Annotated in this window: 18 protein-coding genes; 17 read left to right on the top strand and 1 reads right to left on the bottom strand. The window is 72.9% G+C overall.

The annotated features are described in order from the left end of the window. Positions 1 to 4 precede the first annotated feature (4 nt). The 10 genes from WH07_RS03800 (at position 5) to WH07_RS03755 (ending at position 14740) form a co-directional block, all read left to right on the top strand. A complete protein-coding gene (locus tag WH07_RS03800; protein ID WP_046495241.1) occupies positions 5 to 355 on the top strand; it encodes a LysM peptidoglycan-binding domain-containing protein in 351 nt (116 codons plus the stop codon). Beyond that, positions 348 to 1487: a hypothetical protein gene (locus tag WH07_RS03795; RefSeq protein WP_046495240.1), complete on the top strand. Its 1140-nt coding sequence runs from the start codon at positions 348 to 350 to the stop codon at positions 1485 to 1487. Before WH07_RS03800 ends, WH07_RS03795 begins: the two co-directional genes overlap by 8 nt. 18 nt (positions 1488 to 1505) lie before the next feature. After that, positions 1506 to 2033 (top strand): phage baseplate assembly protein V, encoded by a 528-nt coding sequence (locus WH07_RS03790; RefSeq protein ID WP_046495237.1) that lies wholly within the window; start codon positions 1506 to 1508, stop codon positions 2031 to 2033. A gap of 77 nt (positions 2034 to 2110) precedes the next feature. Next, on the top strand, positions 2111 to 2455 hold the full coding sequence (locus WH07_RS03785; protein WP_232788702.1) for a hypothetical protein: 345 nt from the start codon (positions 2111 to 2113) through the stop codon (positions 2453 to 2455). Next, positions 2452 to 2829: a GPW/gp25 family protein gene (locus WH07_RS03780; protein ID WP_046495233.1), complete on the top strand. Its 378-nt coding sequence runs from the start codon at positions 2452 to 2454 to the stop codon at positions 2827 to 2829. Before WH07_RS03785 ends, WH07_RS03780 begins: the two co-directional genes overlap by 4 nt. Next, entirely contained in the window at positions 2826 to 6080 is a 3255-nt protein-coding gene (locus tag WH07_RS03775) for a putative baseplate assembly protein (RefSeq protein WP_046495231.1), read from the top strand. The genes WH07_RS03780 and WH07_RS03775 overlap by 4 nt, the downstream gene beginning before the upstream one ends. Next, positions 6077 to 9877 (top strand): putative baseplate assembly protein, encoded by a 3801-nt coding sequence (locus tag WH07_RS03770; protein WP_046495229.1) that lies wholly within the window; start codon positions 6077 to 6079, stop codon positions 9875 to 9877. Before WH07_RS03775 ends, WH07_RS03770 begins: the two co-directional genes overlap by 4 nt. Next, the gene (locus WH07_RS03765) at positions 9874 to 12108 is read left to right on the top strand and encodes a hypothetical protein (RefSeq protein ID WP_046495227.1); all 2235 of its coding nucleotides are present in this window, start codon (positions 9874 to 9876) and stop codon (positions 12106 to 12108) included. Before WH07_RS03770 ends, WH07_RS03765 begins: the two co-directional genes overlap by 4 nt. 141 nt (positions 12109 to 12249) lie before the next feature. Then, positions 12250 to 13827 carry a DUF6519 domain-containing protein gene (locus tag WH07_RS03760; RefSeq protein WP_046495226.1) on the top strand — a complete coding sequence of 526 codons (1578 nt, stop codon included), beginning with the start codon at positions 12250 to 12252 and terminating at the stop codon, positions 13825 to 13827. A gap of 28 nt (positions 13828 to 13855) precedes the next feature. Next, positions 13856 to 14740, top strand: coding sequence for a peptidoglycan-binding protein (locus WH07_RS03755; RefSeq protein WP_046495223.1), 885 nt, complete (start codon positions 13856 to 13858; stop codon positions 14738 to 14740). A gap of 190 nt (positions 14741 to 14930) precedes the next feature. Here the strand turns inward: WH07_RS03755 and WH07_RS03750 are convergent, their stop codons facing one another. Further along, positions 14931 to 16634 (bottom strand): IclR family transcriptional regulator domain-containing protein, encoded by a 1704-nt coding sequence (locus WH07_RS03750; protein ID WP_046495220.1) that lies wholly within the window; start codon positions 16632 to 16634, stop codon positions 14931 to 14933. Between the two features lie 115 nt (positions 16635 to 16749). On the opposite strand from WH07_RS03750, the gene WH07_RS03745 reads away from it, so the two are divergent. From WH07_RS03745 to WH07_RS03715, 7 genes are all read left to right on the top strand, one after another. Beyond that, positions 16750 to 17505: a CoA transferase subunit A gene (locus WH07_RS03745; RefSeq protein ID WP_046495218.1), complete on the top strand. Its 756-nt coding sequence runs from the start codon at positions 16750 to 16752 to the stop codon at positions 17503 to 17505. Beyond that, entirely contained in the window at positions 17505 to 18158 is a 654-nt protein-coding gene (locus tag WH07_RS03740) for a CoA transferase subunit B (protein ID WP_046495216.1), read from the top strand. Before WH07_RS03745 ends, WH07_RS03740 begins: the two co-directional genes overlap by 1 nt. Before the next feature lie 2 nt (positions 18159 to 18160). Continuing rightward, complete coding sequence (locus WH07_RS03735) at positions 18161 to 19351, top strand: thiolase family protein (protein WP_046495215.1); 1191 nt, start codon at positions 18161 to 18163, stop codon at positions 19349 to 19351. A 4-nt stretch (positions 19352 to 19355) separates the two neighbouring features. Beyond that, the gene (gene pcaH / locus WH07_RS03730) at positions 19356 to 20222 is read left to right on the top strand and encodes a protocatechuate 3,4-dioxygenase subunit beta (protein WP_079022919.1); all 867 of its coding nucleotides are present in this window, start codon (positions 19356 to 19358) and stop codon (positions 20220 to 20222) included. Further along, positions 20222 to 20827, top strand: a complete 606-nt coding sequence (gene pcaG / locus WH07_RS03725; RefSeq protein ID WP_046495213.1) for a protocatechuate 3,4-dioxygenase subunit alpha — start codon at positions 20222 to 20224, stop codon at positions 20825 to 20827. The genes pcaH and pcaG overlap by 1 nt, the downstream gene beginning before the upstream one ends. Beyond that, the gene (gene pcaB / locus WH07_RS03720) at positions 20811 to 22331 is read left to right on the top strand and encodes a 3-carboxy-cis,cis-muconate cycloisomerase (protein WP_063775732.1); all 1521 of its coding nucleotides are present in this window, start codon (positions 20811 to 20813) and stop codon (positions 22329 to 22331) included. The genes pcaG and pcaB overlap by 17 nt, the downstream gene beginning before the upstream one ends. 245 nt (positions 22332 to 22576) lie before the next feature. Beyond that, the coding region (locus WH07_RS03715) for an alpha/beta fold hydrolase (protein WP_157877186.1) at positions 22577 to 23352 on the top strand (776 nt) is incomplete at its 3' end.

Genomic DNA, 23352 nt, shown 5'->3' with positions numbered 1-23352 from the left:
ACACATGGTCGAGCCCTATGAGAGTGCCTGGGACGGGATACCCGGGGCCCATCCGTATCCCCGGTCCAGTCGGTATCACGACGCCGAGATCGGGGTGTACCGCATGGCGGACGGGACCGAAGTCCGGTACGCCAAACGGCGGTTGCTGCCACCCCTGCCCCAGAGCGGCGACGAGACCGCGCCGCACACCGTCAGCAGTGGCGAGCGGCCCGATCAGCTCGGGCAGCGGTACTTCGGGGATCCCAGGCAGTGGTGGCAGATCGCCGATGCCAATCCGGTCCTCGATCCGGGCGAGCTGACATGCGAGCCGGGGCGCGTCATCGAGATTCCGCTGCCAGGTGGGTTCCGTGGCTGACGAACCCATCGGGAACGGGCCCGTACACCTCACCCTCCACATGGGTCCCAAGCTCACCCGGCCCGTGCCCGCCGAGGTGACCGAGGCGCTGCTCTCCGCGCAGATCACCACGACCGCCGGGGAACGGAGCGGATTTCAGATCGCGTTCGATCTGACCAAGAAGGGGGTGATCAGCCAACGGCTGCTGCCCGAGGGGTATTTCGATCCTCGGACTCGGGTGATCGTCACGGCCACCGTCAAAGGGACGCCCACCGTACTGCTCGACGGGCTGATCGTGCGGCAGGAGGTCGGCGCCAGCAACCAGCCGGGGCAGACCACCCTCACCGTCACGGGCGAGGACCTCACCCTGCTGCTGGACCTCGAAGAGCGGACGGACCGGTATCCCAATCTCGCGCCCTCGCAGCGCGTCGAGCGGATCCTCGCCAAGTACGCCGACTACGGGATCGACACGCGCATCATCCGCGAGCAGATCCAGCAGCCGCCCAACGAGCAGCGCCGCGTGGACTATCAGACCGGGACCGATCTCCAGTACGTGAACGACCTGGCCAAGGCCAACGGGTTCACGTTCTATCTCGATCCCGGGCCCGTTCCCGGCCGCTCCACCGCGTTCTGGGGGCCCGAACAGCGCCTCGGTCAACGGCAGCACGCGCTCAACGTCAATATGGACAACAACTCCACCGTCGACCAGCTCACTTTCGCGTACGACGGAACCGCCCGCGAGGAACCGCAAGCGCGTGTGCAGGACCCCAAGTCGCGCGATTCCACCCTGCTCGCCCAGCCCGACATCAGCCCGCTCCGGCCGCCGCTCGGACGGCGCGCCACCCCCGCGCTCAAACGCAGAACGCTCTCCGGCACCGCCAAGATGGACCAGGGGCAGGCGGAGGCCACCGCGCTCGCCAGGGCCGCCACCTCCGCCGACGCCATCTCTGGCTCCGGATCGCTGGACGTCAACCGCCACGGGTACGTGCTGCGTCCGCGCGAGCTGGTCGGGGTGCGGGGCGCCGGGGTGACGTACGACGGCGACTACTACGTCAAGTCCGTGACGCACAACCTCAGGCCCGGCTCGTACCAGCAGAACTTCACGCTCTCCCGCGAGGGGCTGATCGCCCGCAGCGGGACCGTACGCCCGTAAGGACCAGGAGAATTCCGTATGGCGGCACCGAACAGCAACCGCTTCCTCGGCAAGTTCCGGGGCCGGGTCATCGACAACAAGGACCCGCTCAAGCTCGGACGGATCACCGCGCAGGTCCCCGACGTGCTCGGCGACGAGGCGTCCACCTGGGCGCTGCCCTGCCTGCCGTTCACCGGGCGCCGGTCGGGTCAGTACGCCGTGCCGGAGATCGGCGCGGGCGTGTGGATCGAGTTCGAGCAGGGCGACGCCAGTTTCCCGGTCTGGACCGGTTGCTGGTACGGGGACGCCGCCGAGCTGCCGCCCCGGGCGAGCGCCGAACTGCCCGGGTCCCAGCCGGTGGTGATCCAGACGCCCGGCGATCACAAGCTGGTCATGTCGGACGTGCCGGGCGGTACGGGGATTCTGCTGGAGGCCAAGGGCGGGGCGTTCATCCAGATCGACGAGAAGGGAGTGACCGTCGGCAACGGCAAGGGCGCCTCGATCGTGCTGATCGGCGACGAGGTCAACATCAACGAGGGTCGGCTGATCGTGCCGAAGAAGCGATAGCGGCGACAGCGATGAGGACCAGCAGAACAGCGATGAGGACGCACAGAACGAGGACCGACAGAACGGGGAGAAGAGTCTTGTCCGGCAACGGCAATCTCGTGAACGGCGGGTCCGCCATCAACTGCCCGCACGGCGGCCGGGTTTCACTCCCCGCCGCCCCGTCGTCCGCGGTACGGATCGACGGCCGGCCCGTGCCCACCGCGACCGATGTCTTCACGGTCAGCGGCTGCCGGCACACCGTCGACGGCGTACCGCGCCCATGCGTCTCCGTCCGCTGGACGCCGGACCGCGACAGTGTGCTGATCGACGGCGCGCCCGTACTGCTCCACACCACGGGCGCGGTCTGTTTCAGCGCCGCGCTGGTGCCGCAGGGTCCGCCGGTCGTCGGCCACGCGGCCTCGCGGGAGGTGTCGTCACGATGACGACGGTACGGAGCGACATCGCCTTCCCCTTCCGTACCGACCGGCGCGGACGCACCGCGCATGCCGCGTACGACGCCCATGTGCGCGATCTGATCGAGCAGTTGCTCTTCACCTCCCCCGGCGAGCGTGTGATGCGGCCCGATTTCGGGTGCGGACTGCTCGATCTGGTCTTCACCCCGAACAGCCCGGAACTCGCCTCCGCCCTGGAGCTGTCCGTACAGGCCTCGCTCCAGCGCTGGCTGGGTGAGCTCATCGAGGTGGAGGCGCTGGACGTGGTGAGCGAGGAGAACGTGGTGCGGGTGTATCTGCGGTACGTGGTGCGCTCCACCGCGAGCCGGCGCGACGAGGTGTTCGAGGGGAGCGGCCCGGTATGAGCGACGTCGGCAATCCGCAGCCCGGCGGCCCGCTGGTGTGCCGTACGGACAGCCGCCGCGCCGGAGTCCGTGCCGCGCGCCTCGGCGGTGTCGACGCGGTCGAGGCCGGTGACGACGGGCTGACCCTCACCGTCACCTTCCTCGGCAAGGCACCCCACGGTGTGTCCCCGGAGAACGTACGGATCGACGGCGGCCGGCGGATCACCGGTATCGAGGCGGTCGAGGTGGCCGTCGAGCGGGAGGAGGACCCGGAGCTGGACGACCGGCTGTACGTCACGCTGGACCGTACCGGCGACAGTTCCCGCTACCGGCTCTCGCTCGTCGACACCGATCCGTACGGCCGGCCGGGCACCGAGCCGTTTCCCGGCTTCGATCAGCGTTATTTCCAGGCCGAGTTCACCTTCCGCCCCGACTCCCCCGGCCCCGTCGTCCCCTTCGACCGCGCGGACCACGGCCCCGGCCCCCGCCTCCCGTACCCGCCCTCACCGGTCATCGACTACACCGCGCGCGACTACGACACGATCCGCCGGCTGATCCTGGACCGGCTGGCACTCACCACTCCCGCGTGGACCGAGCGCAATGCCGCCGATCTCGGCATCACACTGGTCGAACTCCTCGCGCACACCGCCGACCGGATCAGTTACCAGCAGGACGCGGTCGCCACCGAGGCGTATCTCGACACGGCCCGCCGCCGGGTCTCCGTACGCCGTCATGTGCGGCTCATCGACTATCCGATGCACAACGGGTGCAACGCCCGCGCGTTCGTCGCCGTCGAGACCGTACGTCAACTGACCCTGCCGCCCGGTACGTTCCGCTTCGCCGCGGTCGATGTCCGTACGCTGGGCCCGCGCGACCGGCCCGAGATCGGCACTGTCATCGACGACCGGGATCTGGCGGCGCTGGAGGAGCGCGGTTCGGTGGAGGTGTTCGAACCGCTGGTGGCCGAGGAGCCGCTGGTGCTGCGCCCGGCGCACAACACCATCCGTTTCTGGACCTGGGGCGACGACGTGTGTTCGCTGCCCGCCGGTGCCACCGCCGCGACACTGAGAGACGAGTGGACGGACGAGAGGTGCGAGAACCGCGCGCTGGATCTGGCGCCGGGCGATCTGCTGCTGTTCGAGGAGGTACGGGGGCCGCGCTCCGGTACGCCCGGTGACGCCGATCCCGCGCACCGGCAGGCCGTACGCCTCACTTCGGTCACTCCGCTGGTGGACCGGCTGGCGGACCAGCCTGTCCTGGAGGTCACCTGGGCACGGGAGGACGCGCTCGCCTTCCCCTTCTGTCTGGCCACCCGCGGTGGCCCGGACTGTGAACCGGTCGGGGATGTGAGTGTGGCGCGCGGCAATGTGGTGCTCGTCGACCACGGCTGGTCGCCGGCCTTCCACGGAAGCGAATCCGACACGCACGGAAACGAACGCGACACGCACGGAGGCGGGTCCGAGACATACGGAGGCGGGTCCGAGACGGTCACCGTGCCGCCCGCGCCCGCCGTACCCGGCTCCTGTGATCCGCCGGGCTTCGGCTGCTGGGACCGGAACGCGGGAAATGCGACGGCCGCTCTCATCAACTCCCTTCTGGACCGGACGCGTCACGGCCGTTCGCTGACGGCGCATCAGATCCGTGAGCTGTTCACCGTGGCCGGCGAGGACGCGACCGTACGGGCCGGTCTCGGCCTGGAGAGCGTCGGCCGGCGGACCGAGAAGGTCGTCCCCGGCACCGCCTACGCCCAGGCGGAGGCGCTCGGCGCCCTGCTGGCCCAGGTCACCTATCCGGGGATCCGGCCGCGCTTCCGGCCGGTACTGGGCCGCTCGCCGGTCGTCCAGGCCGTACCGTTCCCCGAACCCCGCCAGGTCTCGGCCGGGCAGGCCGACCGGCTGGCGTCCATCCCGGGACGGGTCCGGCAGCGGCTGGTGGAGCTGTGGCGTAGCGCCCGCGACCGCGACGGCCTCGCCGAGCCCGAAGTCGCCGAACTGACCGTGCTGTTCGGGTTACAGCTGCTGGAGCGGCTCGAACTCCGCCGCCATCCGGTCCGCGCGCTGCGCGAGCTGCTGCACCGGAGCGAGCGGCTGTTGGCGGCGAAGCTGCGCCGCCTTGAGGTGCTGACGGCACGTGCCCGTGCGGGGACGGTGCTGGACGGCGGGATCGCCTGGGAGATCGCGCACACCTGGGGCGGTGCGTACGCGGCCGGACTGCACCCCGGCGAGCCGGTGCTGCGCGGCCCCGCCGCCGCGCTCGTCCAGGACCCCAGAGCCGCGCTGCCCGCGGTGACCGTGGCGGACGGCGACGAGCGCTGGACTCCCCGGCGCGATCTGCTCACCAGCGGCCCCCGCGACCGCCACTTCGTCGGTGAGCTGGAGGACGACGGCCGGATCGCCCTGCGCTTCGGCGACGGACGGCACGGCGCGCGGCCGAGGCCGGGCGCCGCGCTGGAGCTGCGCTACCGCCTCGGCGGCGGTACGGCGGGCAATGTCGGCGCGGAGGCCATCAACCATCTCGTACTGGTCCGTGATCCCGACGCGACCGACGCCGGTGACCCGATGCCGGTGGCAGGGGTACGCAATCCACTCCCCGCAGTCGGCGGCACCGAGCCCGAACCTGTGGAGCAGGTACGGCAGTTGGCCCCGCTCGATCTGAAGCGCGCACGGCTGCGGGCCGTCACCGCCGAGGACTACGCGGCGCTGGCGTCGAGGCTCCCGGGAGTGGCGCGGGCGGCGGCGGAGATCCGCTGGACCGGCAGTGTCCAGGAGGCGCATGTCGCCGTGGACGCGCTGGGCTCCGCCGAGCCCTCCCCGGAACTGCTCGACTCGGTGTCGTACGCCCTGGAGAGCTACCGCCGGATCGGCCACGATCTGGTGGTCGGCCCCGCCCGTGCCGTACCGCTGGACATCGTCCTCGCGGTGTGTGCCGCGCCCGGCCGGCAGCACGGGCAGATCCTGGCGGAGCTGTACGGGCTGCTGGGCAGCGGGCGGCTGTCCGGCGGGCGGCTCGGCTTCTTCCACCCCGACGCGCTGCCCTTCGGCGAACCGGTGCGGCTCAGCCGACTGGTGGCCACGGCCGCGGCCGTCCAGGGCGTGGAGAGCGTACGGGTGACCCGGCTGAGCCGGCTCTTCGACGACGACCCCCTCGACGGCATCGCGCTGGAAGCGGGTGTGCTGGGGCTCGGCCCGCTGGAGGTCGCGCGCTGCGACAACGACCCGGACCGGCCGGAGCACGGCCGACTGACGATCGAACTGGGCGGAGGTCCGCGATGACCCGCACACACGCCGGCTGCGGCTGCGGCGGGCACGACGAGCGGCACGCTCCCGCGCCCCTCCACAACCCGCCGGGCCGCTCGGCCCTCGACTACCGGGTCGGTGAGTACGGCTCGTTCCTGGCGGCGATGCTCGACCGGCTCGCCTCCCCTGCTTATCCGGCGCTGCGCGGGCTGACCGTCCGTACCCCCGACGACCCGGCGATCGGGCTGCTGGACTCCTGGGCGGTCGTGGGCGATCTGCTGACCTTCCACTCCGAGCGGATCGCCGACGAGGGCTATCTGCGCACCGCCGACGACCACCGCTCGCTGGTGCTGCTGGGGCGTCTGGTCGGGCACCGGCCGCGGCCCGGGATCGCGGCGGACGCCCATCTGACGTACACACTGGACCGCGATCCGCGGGCGGCGGACCTGCCGGTGCTGATCCCGCGCGGGGCGCGCAGCAACAGCGTGCCCGCCTCCGCGACCGAGGAGTCGCAGGCCTTCGAGACGAGCGAGGACCTCATGGCCCGCTCGGCCTGGAACGAACTGGCGGTCCGCAGGCGCCGCCCGACCCGTCTCACCCCCGACGATCTGCGCCGCCGCTCGGAGATCGACATCGCGGGGACCGGCACCTCCCTCCAGACCGGCGACAGGCTGCTGTTCGTCTTCGGCGGGGAGGAGCCGGACAGCGGCGGGCGCCGGCTGCTGCTGCCGGTCGCACGGATCAGGATCGACCGGGACGACGATGTGACGGCGATCGGGCTGCCGCAGTCCGCCCCGCCGACGCTGAGCGAGCTGGTGGCGGAGCTGCGAAAGTGGATCGCCGAGGACGAGCGCGAGGGCGAGGGCGGGGAGCCCACTCCGGACCGTCCCCATCCCCGGCCGGTCAGCCTGATCGTCGAGGAGTTCGACAGGCAGGTACTGGCGCCGCTGCGCGCCGATCTGGACGGCATCACCACCCCGGCGCGGTTCGCCCGGCGGCTCGCGGATCCGTACGAACGGCTCGCCGAGGCACAGGCGGTGGCCGCCCCGTACGAGGAAGTGGCCGCCTGGTTCGAGCGGTTGGAGGCGGTGGTCGGTGAACTGATCGAGCGGGCGGGCGAATTGGCGCCCTCCCAGCCGGTGCCGCCGGACTCCGTTCCCTCGCCGGACAGTTCGGCCGCGATGCGGGCGCTCGGCGCCGTACTGCCCGCCCTGCGCGCTCGTACCGCGGGTCCGCCGCCGGGCTCCCGGGCGCGGGCGTACGATCCCGGGGCGCTCTTCGCGTCCGGCTCGGACCTCGGCGCGCAGATGCTCGCCGCGCTGGATCCCCGGGTGGCGGACGGACTGTACGCGGCCTGGCGCGGCGCCACCGCGCCCGGCACAGCCGGAACCGCCGCCGCACCGGCTCCCGCGCCCGGTCTGCTGCGTGAACTCCAGACCCTGCGGGTGACCGCCGCGCCGTTCGGCGCGACCGCGCCCCTCAAGCCGGTGCAGGACGAGCGGGGCCGGGTGATCCGGCAGACGGACTGGCCGCTCAACGGCTCCTCGCTCACGACCATGCGGGTGGTGTACGACGCGGCGGGCCGGGTTCCCGTACGCGCCGAGTTCCAGCACACGGAGCTGGGTTCCTCGGCTCAGCGTTCCAAGAATCTGCCCGCGGAGACCAGCTTCGAGCTGCCGCCGGGACGGGTCACGCTGATGACCCGTTCCGCGCAGGACCGGGATCTGAGCTGGCTGGCGCGGCGCCCGGCCGACTCCCAGGAGCCGGGTGTGACAGCCCAGTTGGAGTCGGGTCTGCCGGAGCTGAAGCTGTTCGTGTCCCGGCCCGGCGAGGACGGACGGGTCCATGTCGGCGTGCAGAACGGGGAACCGCTGGACTGGTATCTGTCCCCAGGCGAGTACAAGCGGGCCGCCCACGGCGGCTTCGAGGTGCACGTGCGCTACACCGTGGGCGGTGAGCCGGCGAATGTCGAGGTCGGCATCGTGACCGTGCCCGAGCGCGCCGACCTTCATGTGCTGCCCCTCGATTCGGTGCAGGACGGGATCACGGTGGGGAGCTGGGTGGCCGTCGAACGCCCCCGCAAGGGGGCGGAGGGACCCGACGGCATCCCCGGCGACAAGAATCTGGCGCTGGTGACGACCCGGGTGACCGCCGTGCGCACCGCCGCGTACACCAATTACGGCATCACCGGCCGGGGCACCGAACTGACGCTCGCCGACCCATGGCTGGACAAGCACGATGTGCTGCTCTCGATGATCCGGGACACCACCGTGCACGCGGGCGGCCAGTCGCTGCGCCTCGCGGGCGAGCCGCTGGGCGAGGACGTGCACGGCAATGAGCTCGAACTGGCCGAGCTGTACGACGGGTTGCGGCCGGGGCGGCATCTCGTGGTCTCCGGCGAGCGCACCGACATCCCCGGGACCGCCGGGGTGCGCGGCACCGAACTGGCCGTGATCGCGACGGTGGAGCAGCATCTCGATCCGCTGCTGCCCGGCGACCATGTCCATACGAGGCTGGTGCTCACCGCGGATCTGGTCCACCGCTACCGCCGGGACACGGTCCGGGTCCAGGGCAATGTGGTGCCCGCCACGCACGGTGAGAGCCGCGACGAGCCGATCGGCAGCGGTGACGCCGACCGGACCAATCAGACGTTCACACTGTGGCAGTCGCCGCTGACCTGGCTGCCCGCCGACAATCCGCTGGGCGCACGGCCGACGCTGGAGGTACGCGTCGACGGTCTGCTCTGGCACGAGGTGGACAGCCTGGCGGGACGCGGTCCGCGCGAGCGCGTGTATGTCACGGGGACGGCCGCGGACGGGCGGACGACGGTGACCTTCGGCGACGGTGTGTTCGGCGCGCGGCTGCCCACCGGGCACGAGAACGTCCGGGCCCGCTACCGCTTCGGCACCGGCCGGGCCGCCAATCTGCCGGCCGACCGGATCACCCAGGCGGTGACCCGGCCGCTGGGGGTCACCGCGGTCACCAACCCGCTGCCCGCGACGGGCGGTTCGGACGCCGACGGACCCGGACTGACGCGGCGCACCGTCCCGCTGGCGGTCTCGGCGCTCGACCGGCTGGTGTCGGTGGCGGACTACGAGGACTTCGCGCGCTCGCGGGCGGGCATCGGCCGGGCGTCGGCCCGCGAACTCTACGACGGGCGGCGCCGGGTGCTGCATCTGACGGTCGCCGGTGTGGACGACATCCCGGTCGCCGGGGACTCCGAGGTGCTGCGGGCGCTGCGTTCCTCACTCGCCCGGTACGGCGACTCGCGCCTTCCGGTGCGGGTGGATGTGCGCGAGCTGGTCCTGCTGCTGCTCGCGGCGCGGGTGAAGGTGGCCCGCGACCACACCTGGACGGTGGTCGGGCCACGGCTGCGGCAGGCGCTGCTCCATGAATTCGGCAGCGGACGCCGGGAGCTGGGCCGCCCGGCGGTGCTGTCGGACGTGCTGGCGACCGCGCACAGGGTGCCGGGGGTCGACCACGTCGATGTGGACGTCTTCGCCGGAATCCCCGCCTCCGTCACCCCGGACGAGCTGAGCGGGCTCGCGGGCCGGCTCGGTGAGCCGCGCACAGCGGTGCCGGCGCGGCTCGCCTCGTACGACGAGACCGTGCACCGGGTGACGGCCGAGGAGGGGGAGACACTGACGCGGGTCGCCGGCCGGTACGGGATCTCCCCGGCCGAACTGCTGCGCCTGAACCCGGACATCACCGACACCCGGCCGCTCGCCAAGGGCCGCGCCGTGTGTGTCTTCCGTGGCATCAGGCCCGCCCAACTGGCCCTGCTCTCACCGCGGGTCGCGGACACACTGATTCTGACGGAGGTCACCGCATGAGCAGGGAACCGGACGGGCTCGCGGAGCTGCTTCCGCAGTGGCACCGGCTGCGTGACGCCGGGACCGGCGAGGACGGCGGAGCGGGCGGGGGCGGTGAGCCGCTGCGGGCGCTGCTCGCCGTGATCGCCGAGCAGGTGGACCGGGTACGGGACGGGGTCGAGCAGGGTTACGAGGACTGGTTCGTGGAGACGGCCGCGCCCTGGGTGCTGCCGTACCTCGGCGATCTGGTCGGACACACCCCGCTGCCCGGCTATGAGCGGGTCCAGGCGAAGGGCCTCAACGGCGGTACGGACGCGGGCGGTTCACGCGAGCTGCTCGCCGAGGCGCTGGCACCGCGCCGTGATGTCGCCGCGACCGTCGCCAACCGACGGCGCAAGGGCACCCTGGCCCTGCTGGAGGAGCTGGCCGACGCGGTCGCCGGATGGCCCTCGCGGGCCGTCGAGTTCTCCCGGCTGGTCTCCCATCAGCAGCCGGTCGGACTGTACGGATCGGGGACGGCGGCCGGGAACGCCCGGCGGCTGGAGCGCGGTCGGCTCGCGGACGTACGGGAGGGCGCGGCGCTGGATCTGGCGGGCGGGCCGTTCGGCACGACCGCCCGGTCGGTGGACGTACGGCGGGCCGGCTCGTCCCGTAGCCAAGGGGGCAACTCCCCGGCCGGCGTCGGCCTGTTCGTATGGCGGCTGAAGCCGTACCAGGTGACCGGGGCGCCCGCGTACTGCGTCGACCGGGCCCGCAACCTCTACACGTTCTCGATCCTGGGCAATGACACTCCGCTGGTGACGAAGCCGGTGCCCGAGCCGTCGGCCACGCATGTCGCGACGGTCGACAACGTCCCCGCGTACATCCGCCGCAGGCAGTTGGCCGACCGGCTCGCCGACTACTACGGGCCCGGCAAGAGCTTCACGGTCCGGTGCGACGGCCGCGAGGAACCGGTGCCGATGTCGGACCTCGTGGTGGCGGATCTGTCGGACTGGCGCTACCGGCCCAGACGCGGGCAGGTGGCCGTGGACCCGGTGCTCGGCCGGATCGCCTTCGGCTCGCGGTCCGCACCGCGCCAGGGTGTCTGGGTCACCTACCACTACGCGTTCGCGGACGACACGGGCGGCGGCGAGTATCCGCGCGACCGTGAGACACCGCCGACGGCGGCCGTCTACCGGGTGGGTCCCGGCCAGGCCCACCGGCGGATCATGGACGCGTACGGCGAGTGGCGCGACGACCGGCGGGCCGGGCGCTGCGGTCCGGACGGTGTCATCGAGATCACGCACAGCGGCGCCTATCAGGAGCAGCTCGACTTCGAACTCGAACCCGGCGACCGGCTGGAGCTGAGGGCTGCCGAGGGCACCCGTCCGGTGATCCGGCTGCTCGACTGGTACAGCAACCGCCCGGACGCGCTGAACATCCGCGCGCGGGAGGACGACGGGAGCAGTGGCGCAAGCGGGGGTGGAAGCGGGGGCGGGGCGGCTAGGGCCCGGCCTCCGCGGATCGTGCTGGACGGACTGCTGGTCACCGGGCGCGGCCTCCATGTCAGCGGTCCGGTCGGCGCGGTGGTGCTGCGGCACTGCACCCTCGTGCCCGGCTGGTCGCTGGAGCCCGAGTGCACACCGCACTCCCCCGAGGAACCGAGCCTGATCCTGGACAGGACCACCGCCTGTGTCGCGATCGAGCGGAGCGTCCTCGGCACGATCGAGGTGATCGGCGACGAGGTGGGCCACGATCCGCTGCCGATCCATGTCCGCGACAGCATCCTGGACGCCACCGGCCACGACCGGGCGGCGCTGTCCGCCCCGGACTGCCGTCACGCCCATGCCGTCCTGCACGCGTACCGCACCACCGTCATCGGCGAGGTCCACACCCACGCGGTGGAGATCGCCGAGGACAGCGTCTTCACCGGGCGGATGCGGGTGGCCAGGCGGGGCACCGGCCGGCTGCGCTTCTCGTACGTACCGCCCGGCTCGCGCACTCCGCGCCGCCATCGCTGCCAGCCGGATCTGGTGGGGAGCGAGGACGCGGAGCGGGTACGGCCGCTCTTCACCGGCGGGCGGTACGGCACGCCGGCGTACGGGCAGCTCGCCGCCGGCTGCGCCGAGGAGATCAAGCGGGGCGCGGAGGACGGCTCCGAGATGGGCGCCTTCCACGATCTGTACCAGCCGCAGCGCCTGGACAGCCTGCGGGCCCGGCTGGCCGAGTACACCCCGGCCGGCACCGACGCCGGGATCTTCCACGTCACCTGAACCGCCCGCCACCGGGCACCGACTCGCCGGGCACGCCCGGACCCCACCGTACGACCCGTGAGCCACCGAGCGCCCCGTACGACCCCAGCACCCGCCCGCACCGGACCGCCGAACGCAGAACTTCCGAGGGGACCCCTTCCCATGCACGCAGACATCTCCCGGCTCACCTTCCGCCCCGACCGGCACTACTCGGCGGTGATCGCCCAGCAGGGCCGGGTCCAGCTCGACGCGGACGCCAACGAGCAGGCCGCGATCCAGCTTCTCCAGGCCCGTACCGTCGCCGCCGATCTGATCGGGCAGCACGGCGGCCCGCGCGGTGCCACCGGCTTCCGGGTGGGCTTCGTGGGCGGCGGCCGGGAGCTGGACGATCTGTCGATCGGAGGCGGCCGCTACTACGTCGACGGCATCCCGCTGGACGCGACGCGCCCGCTGCCCGGCGTCCCGGTGGTGGCGGACGGGCAGCGGGCGGAGGACGGCGAGGCGGCTCCGGAGCCGCCGGCCACCTGGACGTACTGGGATCAGCCTGACGCGTACCGGGACCCGGAGCGCCCCGGCGACCGGCTGCCCGACCGGTTCCCCTATCTGGTCCATCTGAAGGTGTGGGAGCGCTCGGTGACCGCGGCGGAGGACCCGCTGCTGCGCGAAGTGGCGCTGGGCCCGGCGATGCCCGACACCGCAGCCCGGCTGAAGGTCGTCTGGCAGGTGCTGCCGCTGGCCGCCGAGCGGCTGGAACTGGCGGACGGGGCGTCCGGCGACGAGGTGCGCGCGGCGTTCGCCGAGTGGGCGCGGGCGCAGACGCCGACGGCCCGGATGGCGGCGCGCAGCCGACGGCCCGAACACACCGACGAGGACCCGTGCCCGGTGCCTCCGGACGCCCGGTACCGGGGCCCGGAGAACCAGATGTACCGGGTGGAGATCCATGACGGCGGCACGGCCGAGGACGCGACGTTCAAGTGGTCGCGCGAGAACGGCTCGGTGACGTTCGTCGTCGACGGACTCGACGGCACCTGGGCCGAGCTGGCCTCGCTCGGCGGTGACGACAAGCTCGATCTGAACGTCGGCGACTGGGTCGAGCTGGTCGACACCGCCTACATCAGCAGGGGCGAGCCGCTGCCGCTGCTGCGCGTGGAGGAGGTCGATCTGCCGGGACGGCGGGTACGGCTCTCCGGCGAGCCCGATCCGTCGGTGGGGCGGCGCCCCGGCCTCCATCCTTATCTGCGGCGCTGGGACCATCCGTCGGGGGCCCGGCAGACCGGCGGCCATGGGCCGTCGGGCCGTACGGGACGGGGTGCGCCCAAGCTGCGCCATGGCGCGCTGCGGATCGAGGAGGGCGGCTGGCAGCCGCTGGAGGACGGGGTTCTCGTCTACTTCGAGCCGGGCAGGACCTATCGCTCCGGTGACTTCTGGACCGTGGCGGCCCGTACCGCCACGGGCGATGTGGAGTGGCCGACGGACACGGCGCGCCGTCCGCTGTTGCAATCGCCGGACGGGATCGAGGTCCATTACGCACCGCTGGCCTGGGTGCCCGGCGAGGGCTCGCCGGTGGATCTGCGGCTGTCGTTCGGCCCGCTGGCGAGCCCGGTACCCGCGGCGGACGAGGGCGAACTCGCGGCAGAGGCAGCCGCCGAGGAGGAGGCCCTGGCCGCCGAGATGGCCGCTCCCGACAGCCATGTGACCGAAACGGACGAGCGGAACGGGCGTCAGCAGCCCGAGAATTGAAACATCGCACTTGGGAAGGAGCACCACGATGGCAACTCCTCTGACCGCCGCGAAACTGCTCAAAGCCCTCAAGGACGAGGGCCTCACCGTGGTCGAGCACCGGAGCTGGCGCACACACAACCGCAATCACAAGGGCCCCTGGGGGCCGCTGCACGGGGTGATGATCCATCACACCGTCACCTCGGGCACACAGAACTCCGTGGAACTCTGCTACAACGGCCATTCGACCCTGCCCGGCCCGCTGTGCCACGGGGTGATCGCCAAGGACGGCACGGTCTATCTGGTCGGCAACGGCCGGGCCAATCACGCGGGTTCCGGGGACGACGAGGTCCTGCGGGCGGTGATCAACGAGTCGGCGCTGCCCGCCGACAACGAGGCCAACACCGACGGCAACCGCTATTTCTACGGCTTCGAGTGCGTCAACCTGGGCAATGGCACGGACCCCTGGCCGGCCGCCCAGTTGGAGGCGATCGAGAAGGCCGCGGCCGCGATCTGCCGGGCGCACGGCTGGACCCACCGCTCGGTGATAGGGCACAAGGAGTGGCAGCCGGGCAAGATCGACCCGCGCGGCTTCACCATGGACTCGATGCGCGAGCGCGTCAGAGCGCGCCTCGGCAGCAAGCCGGACGGCCCCGCCAAACCGCCCGCGCAGAAGCCCCCGGCGAAGTACGAACCGTTCCCCGGGGCCGGTTTCTTCGCGGCCGGACGGCACAGCGCCGTCATCACGGCGATGGGCAAGCGGCTGGTCGCGGAGGGCTGCGGGCGCTACCAGGTCGGTCCCGGACCCGACTGGTCGGAGGCCGACCGCAACTCCTACGCCGCCTGGCAGCGCAAGCTCGGCTACTCGGGCAGCGACGCGGACGGCATCCCCGGCAAGACGAGCTGGGACAAGCTGAAGGTGCCCAACGTCTGAGAGTGCGGGGCGCGTCGGCCCGCCGTACCGCCGCCGTGCGCACGCGCGCACGGACGTAAGGATTCGGTACGGCGGTACGGCGGGCCGCGAGCCCCCGCACCGGCACGGCCCTGCCCGGCCCTCTCTGCCTGTCCGCGGCGACTGCCCCGTCCGCGGCCCCAGCCCTGCCCGCGGCCCCCGCCGGCCCCGGTCAGGCAGCGGGGATACGGCTGAACCGGCCGGCGATATGGAGATCCGCCTCGATACTCCCCGCTGTGGCCCGGAGTTCGGGCAGCACATCGGTCAGGCACCGCTCGACGGAGCGACGGCTGCTGTGCATGGCGACATTCACCGCCGCCACCGCGCGCCCCGCCCGGTCGCGCACCGGTACGGCGAGGGAACGCAGCCCCTCCTCCAACTCCTCGTCGACCAGGGCGTATCCGTCGCGCTCCGCCCGCTCCAGCAGCGCGGCCAGCTCCGCCCGGCCGGTGACCGTACGCGGCGTCAGCGCGCGCGGTTCGGTGTGGGCGAGCCGGGCGGCCCGCTCCTGCGGCGGCAGCGCGGCCAGCAGCACCCGGCCCATCGAGGCCGCGTACGCCGGGAAGCGGGTGCCGAGGGTGATGTTGACACTCATGATGCGGCCGGTGGCGACGCGCGCCGTGTACTGGATGTCGTCGCCGGTGAGCACCGCCAGGGACGCGGAGTCGTGCACCTTCTTGACGAGCGCGGTCAGATGCGGGGTGGCGATCTCGGGGAGTGTGGTGCGGGAGAGCGGCGGATAGCCGAGCGCGAGCACTCGCGGGGTGAGCCGGAAGGTCCGGTCCTCCGCGACGGCAAGGCCCAGGTGTTCGAGGGTGATCAGGGCGCGCCGGGCGGTGGCCCTGGCCAGCCCGGTGGCCTCGGCGACCGCGGTGAGTGTCAGTTCGGGACGCCCCTCGCCGAAGGCCGTGACCACGGTCAGGCCACGGGCCAGGGACTCCAGGAACTCCGCGCCGAGCTGCTGCTTGGAGGCGCTGGTCCAGTCGGCGAGTCCTGCCGGGGCGGCGGGCGAGGCGGGCGCGGCCGTCCGCAGCGTACGTTCCATGCCGGCCACGGCTTCCCGCACCCGGGGCAGCAGCGAGCGGCGCAGTGAGTCGGCGCTGTGCCGGCTGGTGTGGCTGACCGCGCTCACCGCGCAGACGGTACGCCCGTCCGCGTCCCGCACGGGGACGGCGAGGGCGATCAGCCCCGGCTCGATGAGCTGGTCGTCCAGGCCCCAGCCCCGCTCGGCCGCGCGCGCCGTGCGCTCCTCGAAGCCGAGCCCGCCGGGGTCGGACCCGCCGGGGTCGGCGCCGCGCGGCGGTACGGCGGGGAAGCCGCGGTCCTCGGGGTCGGCCGCCCGGCGCTCCCGCCACCGCGCCCACTCCCGCTCGTCCCAGTCCGCGGCGAACAGCGGTCCGGGCGCGGTGCGTTCGGCGGGCAGCAGGTCGCCGATGCGGAAGGTGAGCGACATCGCGCGGCGCCGGGTGGTCTGGTGCACGAAGCGGATGCCGTCGGCGTCGGGGACGGCCAGGGAGACCGACTCGTCGAGTTCCTCGGCGAGTTGTTCGGCGAGCGGGGCGAGCAGGGCGGGGAACCGGAGGGCGCCCAGAAAGGCGTTGCCCAGCTCCATGAGCCGGGGGGTGAGGGCGACGGAGTGGCTGTCGAGCCGGAGGTATCCCATCCGCGCGAGGGTCGCGGCGATCCGGTCGGCGGTGGAGCGGGCGAGACCGGTCGTACGGACCAGATCGCTCAGGGCCGCCCGGCCCCCCGCGTCGCTGATCGCCCGCAGCACGGCGATCCCGCGCATGAGCGGGCCGACGGCCTCGGACGGCACGGCCTCGGGGGATGCCGCTGGACCGGCGTGGGTCGTGGCGGCGGGACGTGTGGAGGTCATCGGCTCTCCGGTGCAGGGCGTTGACACGCGTGCCGGGTGCACGCACACTCAGGGACAGCAAATGAGTGAACTGTAGTTCATTCTGCGAACAATGCGAAGCGCGGGGAGTCCTTCCATGGACAAGGTCACACAGTCCGCGGCCGAGGCGGTCCATGACATCGCGGACCACGCGTCGCTCGCCGTCGGCGGTTTCGGCCTGAGCGGGGTGCCCGCGGTCCTGATCGAGGCGGTGCGCGCCCGGGGCGTACGCGGGCTGAGTGTGGTCTCCAACAACTGCGGGGTGGACGGCGAAGGGCTCGGGCTGCTGCTCGCCGAAGGCCGGATCTCACGGGTCACCGGTTCGTACATCGGCGAGAACAAGGAGTTCGCCCGCCAGTACCTCGGCGGCGAACTGGAGGTCGAGCTGGTCCCGCAGGGCACGCTCGCCGAGCGGCTGCGCGCCGGCGGCTGCGGCATCCCCGCCTTCTACACCCCGGCCGGTGTCGGCACCCAGGTCGCCGACGGCGGACTCCCCTGGCGCTATGCGCGGGACGGTTCGGTGGCGGTGCGCTCGCCGGCCAAGGAGGTCCGGGTGTTCGGCGGGCGCGACCATGTCCTGGAGCACGGCATCACCACAGATTTCGCGCTCGTACGGGCGGCCAGGGGCGACCGGCACGGCAATCTCGTGTTCAGCAAGGCCGCCCGCAACTTCAACCCGCTGGCGGCGATGGCCGGGCGGGTGACCGTCGCCGAGGTGGAGGAACTGCTCGAACCGGGGGCGCTGGACCCCGACTCGGTCCATGTCCCGGGGGTGTTCGTGCAGCGCGTGGTGCCGCTCACGCCCGAGCAGGCCGGTGCCAAGCGGATGGAGAAGAGGACGGTGAGGGCCTGATGGCCCGTACGCGCGACGAGATGGCCGCCCGGGCGGCGGCCGAGCTGACCGACGGCTCGTATGTGAACCTCGGGATCGGGCTGCCCACCCTGATCCCCGGCTTCCTCCCCGAGGGGGTCGATGTGGTGCTGCACTCCGAGAACGGGGTGCTGGGCGTCGGCCCGTACCCGACGGAGGACGCGGTCGACCCGGATCTGATCAACGCGGGCAAGGAGACGGTCACGGTCCTGCCTGGCGCCGCGTACTTCGACTCCGCGCTCTCCTTCGGAATGATCCGCGGCGGCCATGTCGACACCGCGGTGCTGGGCGCCATGCAGGTGTCAGCGGGCGGCGATCTCGCCAACTGGTCGGTCCCCGGGCGGATGATCAAAGGAATGGGCGGGGCGATGGACCTGGTCCATGGCGCCCGCCGGGTGATCGTGCTGATGGACCACACGGCGCGGGACGGCTCCCCGAAGATCGTCGAGAAGTGCACCCTGCCGCTCACCGGCAAGGCGTGCGTCCACCGGATCATCACCGATCTGGCCGTCATCGACATCACCGCCCGGGGGCTGGTCCTCGTGGAGACCGCGCCGGGTGTCGCACCCGAGGAGGTACGGGCCAGGACGGCCGCGCCCCTGCGCACACCGGCTCCCGACAAGAGCGAGGAGTAGGCATGTCCGGCCGACTGCGTGAGGTGTATGTCGTCGACGCCGTGCGGACCCCGGTCGGCGCGTACGGGGGCGCGCTGAGCGGGGTGCGCCCCGACGATCTCGCCGCCGGGGTGCTGCGCGCACTGCTCGCCCGTACCCCCGCGCTGGACCCCGCCCGTATCGACGACGTCTTCCTCGGCAACGCCAATGGCGCCGGCGAGGAGAACCGCGATGTCGCCCGGATGGCGGTTCTCCTCGCCGGGCTCCCGGTCACCGTGCCCGGCACCACCGTCAACCGGCTGTGCGGCTCGGGCATGGAGGCGGTGATCCAGGCGGCGCGCGCCATCGCCGTCGGCGACGCGTCGGTCGCGGTGGCGGGCGGTGTCGAGTCGATGAGCCGCGCACCCTGGGTGGTGCCGAAACCTGAGCGTGCCCTGCCCGCCGGACATCAGCAGATGTACTCGACAACCCTGGGCTGGCGGCTGGTGAATCCGCGGATGCCGGCGGAGTGGACGGTTACGCTCGGCGAGGGCGCGGAACTGGTCGCCGACCGGTACGGCGTCGGCCGCGCCGAACAGGACGAGTTCGCACTGGCCAGCCATCGGAAGGCGGCGCGGGCCTGGCGGGAGGGGCTGTACGACGCGGAGACCGTACCCGTCGAGGGCGTGGACCTCGGGCGTGACGAGTCCGTCCGCGACAACACCTCGGCGGAGGCGCTGGCCCGGCTGAAGCCGGTGTTCCGCGAGGGCGGCACCGTCACCGCCGGGAACTCCTCCCCGCTCAACGACGGCGCGGCGGCGCTCCTGCTCACCGACGAGGACGGTCTGCGGGCGACGGGCCGCGAGCCGCTCGCCCGTATCGGTGCCTCGGCCGTCACCGGGATCGAACCGCAGTACTTCGGCGCGGGACCGGTGGAGGCGGTGGAGCGCGCGCTGAAGAAGGCGGGCCGAGACCTCACCGAGGTCCGTGTCCTCGAACTCAACGAGGCGTTCGCCGCCCAGGCGATCGCCTGCCTGGGCCAGTGGCCGAGCCTCGATCCGGCGGTCGTCAATCCGCGCGGTGGGGCCCTGGCCCTGGGCCATCCGCTCGGCGCCTCCGGCGCGCGGATCACCGGGGCCGTCGCCCACCAGCTCGCCGCCGCGGGCTCGGGCACCGGCCTCGCGGCGCTGTGCATCGGTGTCGGCCAGGGCCTGGCCCTCGTACTCGAAAGGTGATCCCGTGCCGCCTCCCGAACCTCTCGCTCCTTCCGCACCCCTCGCCCCGTCCGAACCCCTCACGCAGCGCCGGATCAGCGCGGAGATAGCCGCAGCACACGGGGCGGCGGCCGATGCCGTGGCCGGCGGCGCGGACCGGCCGGCGCATCCCGGCCGGGACTTCGCCCCGTACCGCAGCAGTGTGCTGCGCCATCCGAAGCGGCCGCTGGTCCCGATGGGCGGGGACCCGGATGCCGCGGAGCTGTACGGACCGGTGTTCGGCGTCACCGATGTGACGGAACTCGACGCGGATCTGACCCGGCAGCACCAGGGCGAACCGCTCGGCGAGCGGATCACCGTGACCGGGCGGGTGCTCGACCGGGCGGGTCGGCCCGTACGCCATCAGCTCGTGGAGATCTGGCAGGCCAACGCCTCGGGGCGGTACGCGCATCAGCGCGACCAGCACCCGGCGCCGCTCGATCCCCATTTCACCGGAGTGGGACGGTGTCTGACGGATGATCAGGGACGCTATCTGTTCACCACGGTCAAGCCCGGCGCGTACCCCTGGCGTAATCATCTCAACGCCTGGCGGCCCGCGCACATCCACTTCTCGCTCTTCGGCACGGCCTTCACCCAGCGGCTGGTGACCCAGATGTACTTCCCGGGCGACCCGCTCTTCCCGTACGACCCGATCCTCCAGTCGGTGACCGATCCGGCGGCGCGGGAACGGCTGGTCGCGGCATACGACCACGAGCTGTCCCGCCCCGAGTTCTCGCTCGGCTACCGGTGGGACATCGTGCTCGACGGCCCGGCCGCGACGCTCTCCGAGGCCGCGCTGCCGGAGGCCGTGGTGTCACACGCCGCGCTGCCGGGATCCGGAGAGGACCGCTGATGCCACGCCCGACGCCTTCCCAGACGGTCGGCCCGTTCTACGGCTATGCCCTGCCTTTCCCGGGCGGCGGCGAGGTGGTGCCCGCGGGGCATCCGGAGGCGCTCACCGTGCACGGGTACGTGTACGACGGCGGGGGCGCCCCGGTGCCCGACGCGCTGGTGGAGACCTGGCAGGCGGCGCCGGACGGCTCGCTCGCCGGGCGCCCCGGATCGCTCCGCCGCGACCCGGTGACCGGCGGCTTCCTGGGGCGCAACGGTCTGGACTTCACCGGATTCGCACGGGTGGCCACGGACGCGGACGGGCACTGGACGGTACGGACCCTTGAGCCGCCGAGCGGGCGGCCGTATCTGGCGGTGTGCGTGTTCGCGCGGGGGCTGTCGCACCATCTGTTCACCCGGGCCTATCTGGGGGCTCCGGCCTCCTCGGACGCGCTGCTGTCGGCGCTGCCCGAGGAGCGCAGGACCACGCTGATGGCCCGTCAGGAATCCGAGCGGGTCCACCGCTTCGACATCCGTCTACAGGGGGAGAAGGAGACAGTCTTCCTTGATTTCACCACCTCCCACACCTCCGACACCTCCGGCCTGCGGCATGGATCCGGTCGATGAGCGCGGCGGCGCGGACGGCGCGCTGCTCGCGCCGGTGCGGGCCGGCCGCGCCGCCGAGGCGGCCACCGGCGACCGGGCGGTCCTCCAGGCGATGCTCGACGCCGAGGCCGCGCTGACCCGTGCCCAGGCCGCGGTCGGACTCGCCCCGGAGCGCGCGGCGCGTACGGTCACCGCGGCGGCCCGCGCCGAACGGTTCGACATACGGTCGCTCGCCCTGCGCGGCCGGGCCGGCGGCAACCCGGTCATCCCGCTGGTCGCCGATCTCACTAGTGCCGTGGCCGAACTGGAGCCGGAGGACGCCGAGTTCGTCCATCAGGGCGCGACCAGTCAGGACATCGTGGACACCGCGCTCATGCTGGTCGCGGTCCGCACACTGGACCTGATCAGGGGTGATCTGGAGCGCACCGCCGACGCGCTGGGCGCGCTGGCGGCCGGGCACCGCGACACCGTGATGCCGGGCCGCACCCTCACCCAGCACGCGGTTCCGACCACCTTCGGGCTGAAGGCGGCGGGGTGGCGGTCGCTGGTGCTGGACGCCCGTGACCGGCTCGTGGTGGTACGGGCATCGCTGCCCGCGCAGCTCGGCGGCGCGGCGGGCACACTGGCGGCGTTCCGGGCCGCCGCCGACGGGGACCCGGACATGGAGCGGGCGCTGACGGCCGCGTTCGCGTACGAGACGGGTCTCGCCGAGCCGGCGCTGCCCTGGCATGTGCTGCGTACCCCGGTCGCCGACCTCGCCGGGGCGCTCGCCTTCTGCGCGGGCGCGCTGGGGAAGATCGCGGCGGATGTGCTGGTGCTGTCCCGAACCGAAATCGGCGAGGTCGCCGAGGGGACGGGCGGCGCCTCCTCGGCGATGCCGCACAAGCAGAACCCCGTACGGGCGGCCCTGGTCGCGTCCGCCGCCCGCCAGGTCCCCGCCCTCGCGGCCGTCCTCTTCTCCTCCCTGGCCGCCGAGGACGAACGCCCGGCGGGCGCCTGGCACGCCGAGTGGCAGCCCCTGCTCGACGCGCTGCGCCTGACCGGCGGCGCGGCCGGGACAGCGGCGGAACTCTCCGCCGGCCTGCGGGTCTTCCCCGCCCGTATGCGCGCGAACCTGTCCCTGACCGGCGGCCGGTTGCTCACCGAACGCCTAACGGCCCACCTCACCCCGCTGCTGGGCCGCGCGATGGCGAGGGACCTGCTGACAACGGCGTCCCGGCGGGCGACGGACGAGGGCAAGGAGCTGGCCGAGGCGCTGGCGGAGGACCCCCGGGCGAGCGCTGTGCTCTCCCCGGAGAAGCTGCGGGAGCTGACCGTCCCGGAGACCTATGTGGGCGCGGCGCCCGGCCTGACCGACCGGGCGCTCAGCCGCCCGACACACTCCGGCCAGGACCAGGACCTAGGCCCTGTCCGACGGATCTTCGCGGGCCCGGAACGCCTGGCACGGCACCTCGCCGCGTTGTCGGAGTCGTCCGAGTACGTCCAGTACGAGGACAATCCTCCGCCCTGCGATGCTCCCCCGTAGCCTGAACGGCACGGGAGGGACCCCCTCCACCAGCCGCCCCGGGCTGATCCACGAAGATCCGCCGGCCAGGACCTAGCGCCGGACCCCGGTCGGGATGCTGCCCAGGGCCCCCCGGACACCCCCGTCCGGAACTTCGACCGCGCCTGCGACCCGACGCCCGGCCAGGTCCGCGAACCGGCTCGCGGCCGGGGGCCCGGCCCGGCCGGTGGCCGTCGTCCCCGTCCGACTCCCGACCAGGACCTCCCATGACTCCTCTCCTTCACCACCGTGTCGACGGCCCCGCCGACGCACCCGTGCTCGTCCTCGGACCCTCCCTCGGGACGTCGCTCGGCGTCTGGGAGCCCCAGATGGCCGGTCTGACGGCGCGGTTCCGGGTCGTACGGTGGGATCTCCCCGGGCACGGCCGCTCGCCCGCCTCGCTCCTCCCTGCCGGACGCGACGTGGCCGGCCTCGGGCGGCTTGTGCTCGGCCTGGCCGACTCGCTCGGGGTGGAGAGCTTCGCGTATGCGGGGATCTCGTTGGGCGGGGCTGTCGGGGCATGGCTCGCGGCGCGTCGTCCTCGGCGGGTCTCGTCGCTCGCGCTGGTGTGTTCCTCGGCGCACTTCGGCGGGGCAGGGCCATGGCGTGAGCGCGCGGAGCTGGTTCGTACCCAAGGCACCGAATCGCTGGCCGGCACCGCTCCCGGACGCTGGTTCGCCACGAGCGGCGACGCGGCCGTGGAAGCGCTCGTGGCCGATCTGCGGGCCGTCGACCCCGAGGCGTACGCCGTCTGCTGTGAGATCCTCGCCGACCTCGATCTCCGCGACGACCTCGCTCGGATCGACGCACCCACCCTGGTCGTCGCCGGCCGCGACGATCCGGCCACCCCGCCCGCCCATGCCCGCGAACTCGCCGACGGCATCCGTGACGCCACGCTCGTCGAGCTGCCCCGCGCCGCGCACCTCGCGAGCGTCGAGCGGCCCGGTGCCGTACTCGACGCGCTGCTGTCACATCTGGGCCGGCCGCCTTCGGACCCGCAGGA

The sequence above is a fragment of the Streptomyces odonnellii genome (assembly GCF_000981895.1).
In the GTDB taxonomy this organism is placed as follows: domain Bacteria; phylum Actinomycetota; class Actinomycetes; order Streptomycetales; family Streptomycetaceae; genus Streptomyces; species Streptomyces odonnellii.
This window is presented reverse-complemented; position numbering and strand designations above follow the sequence as displayed.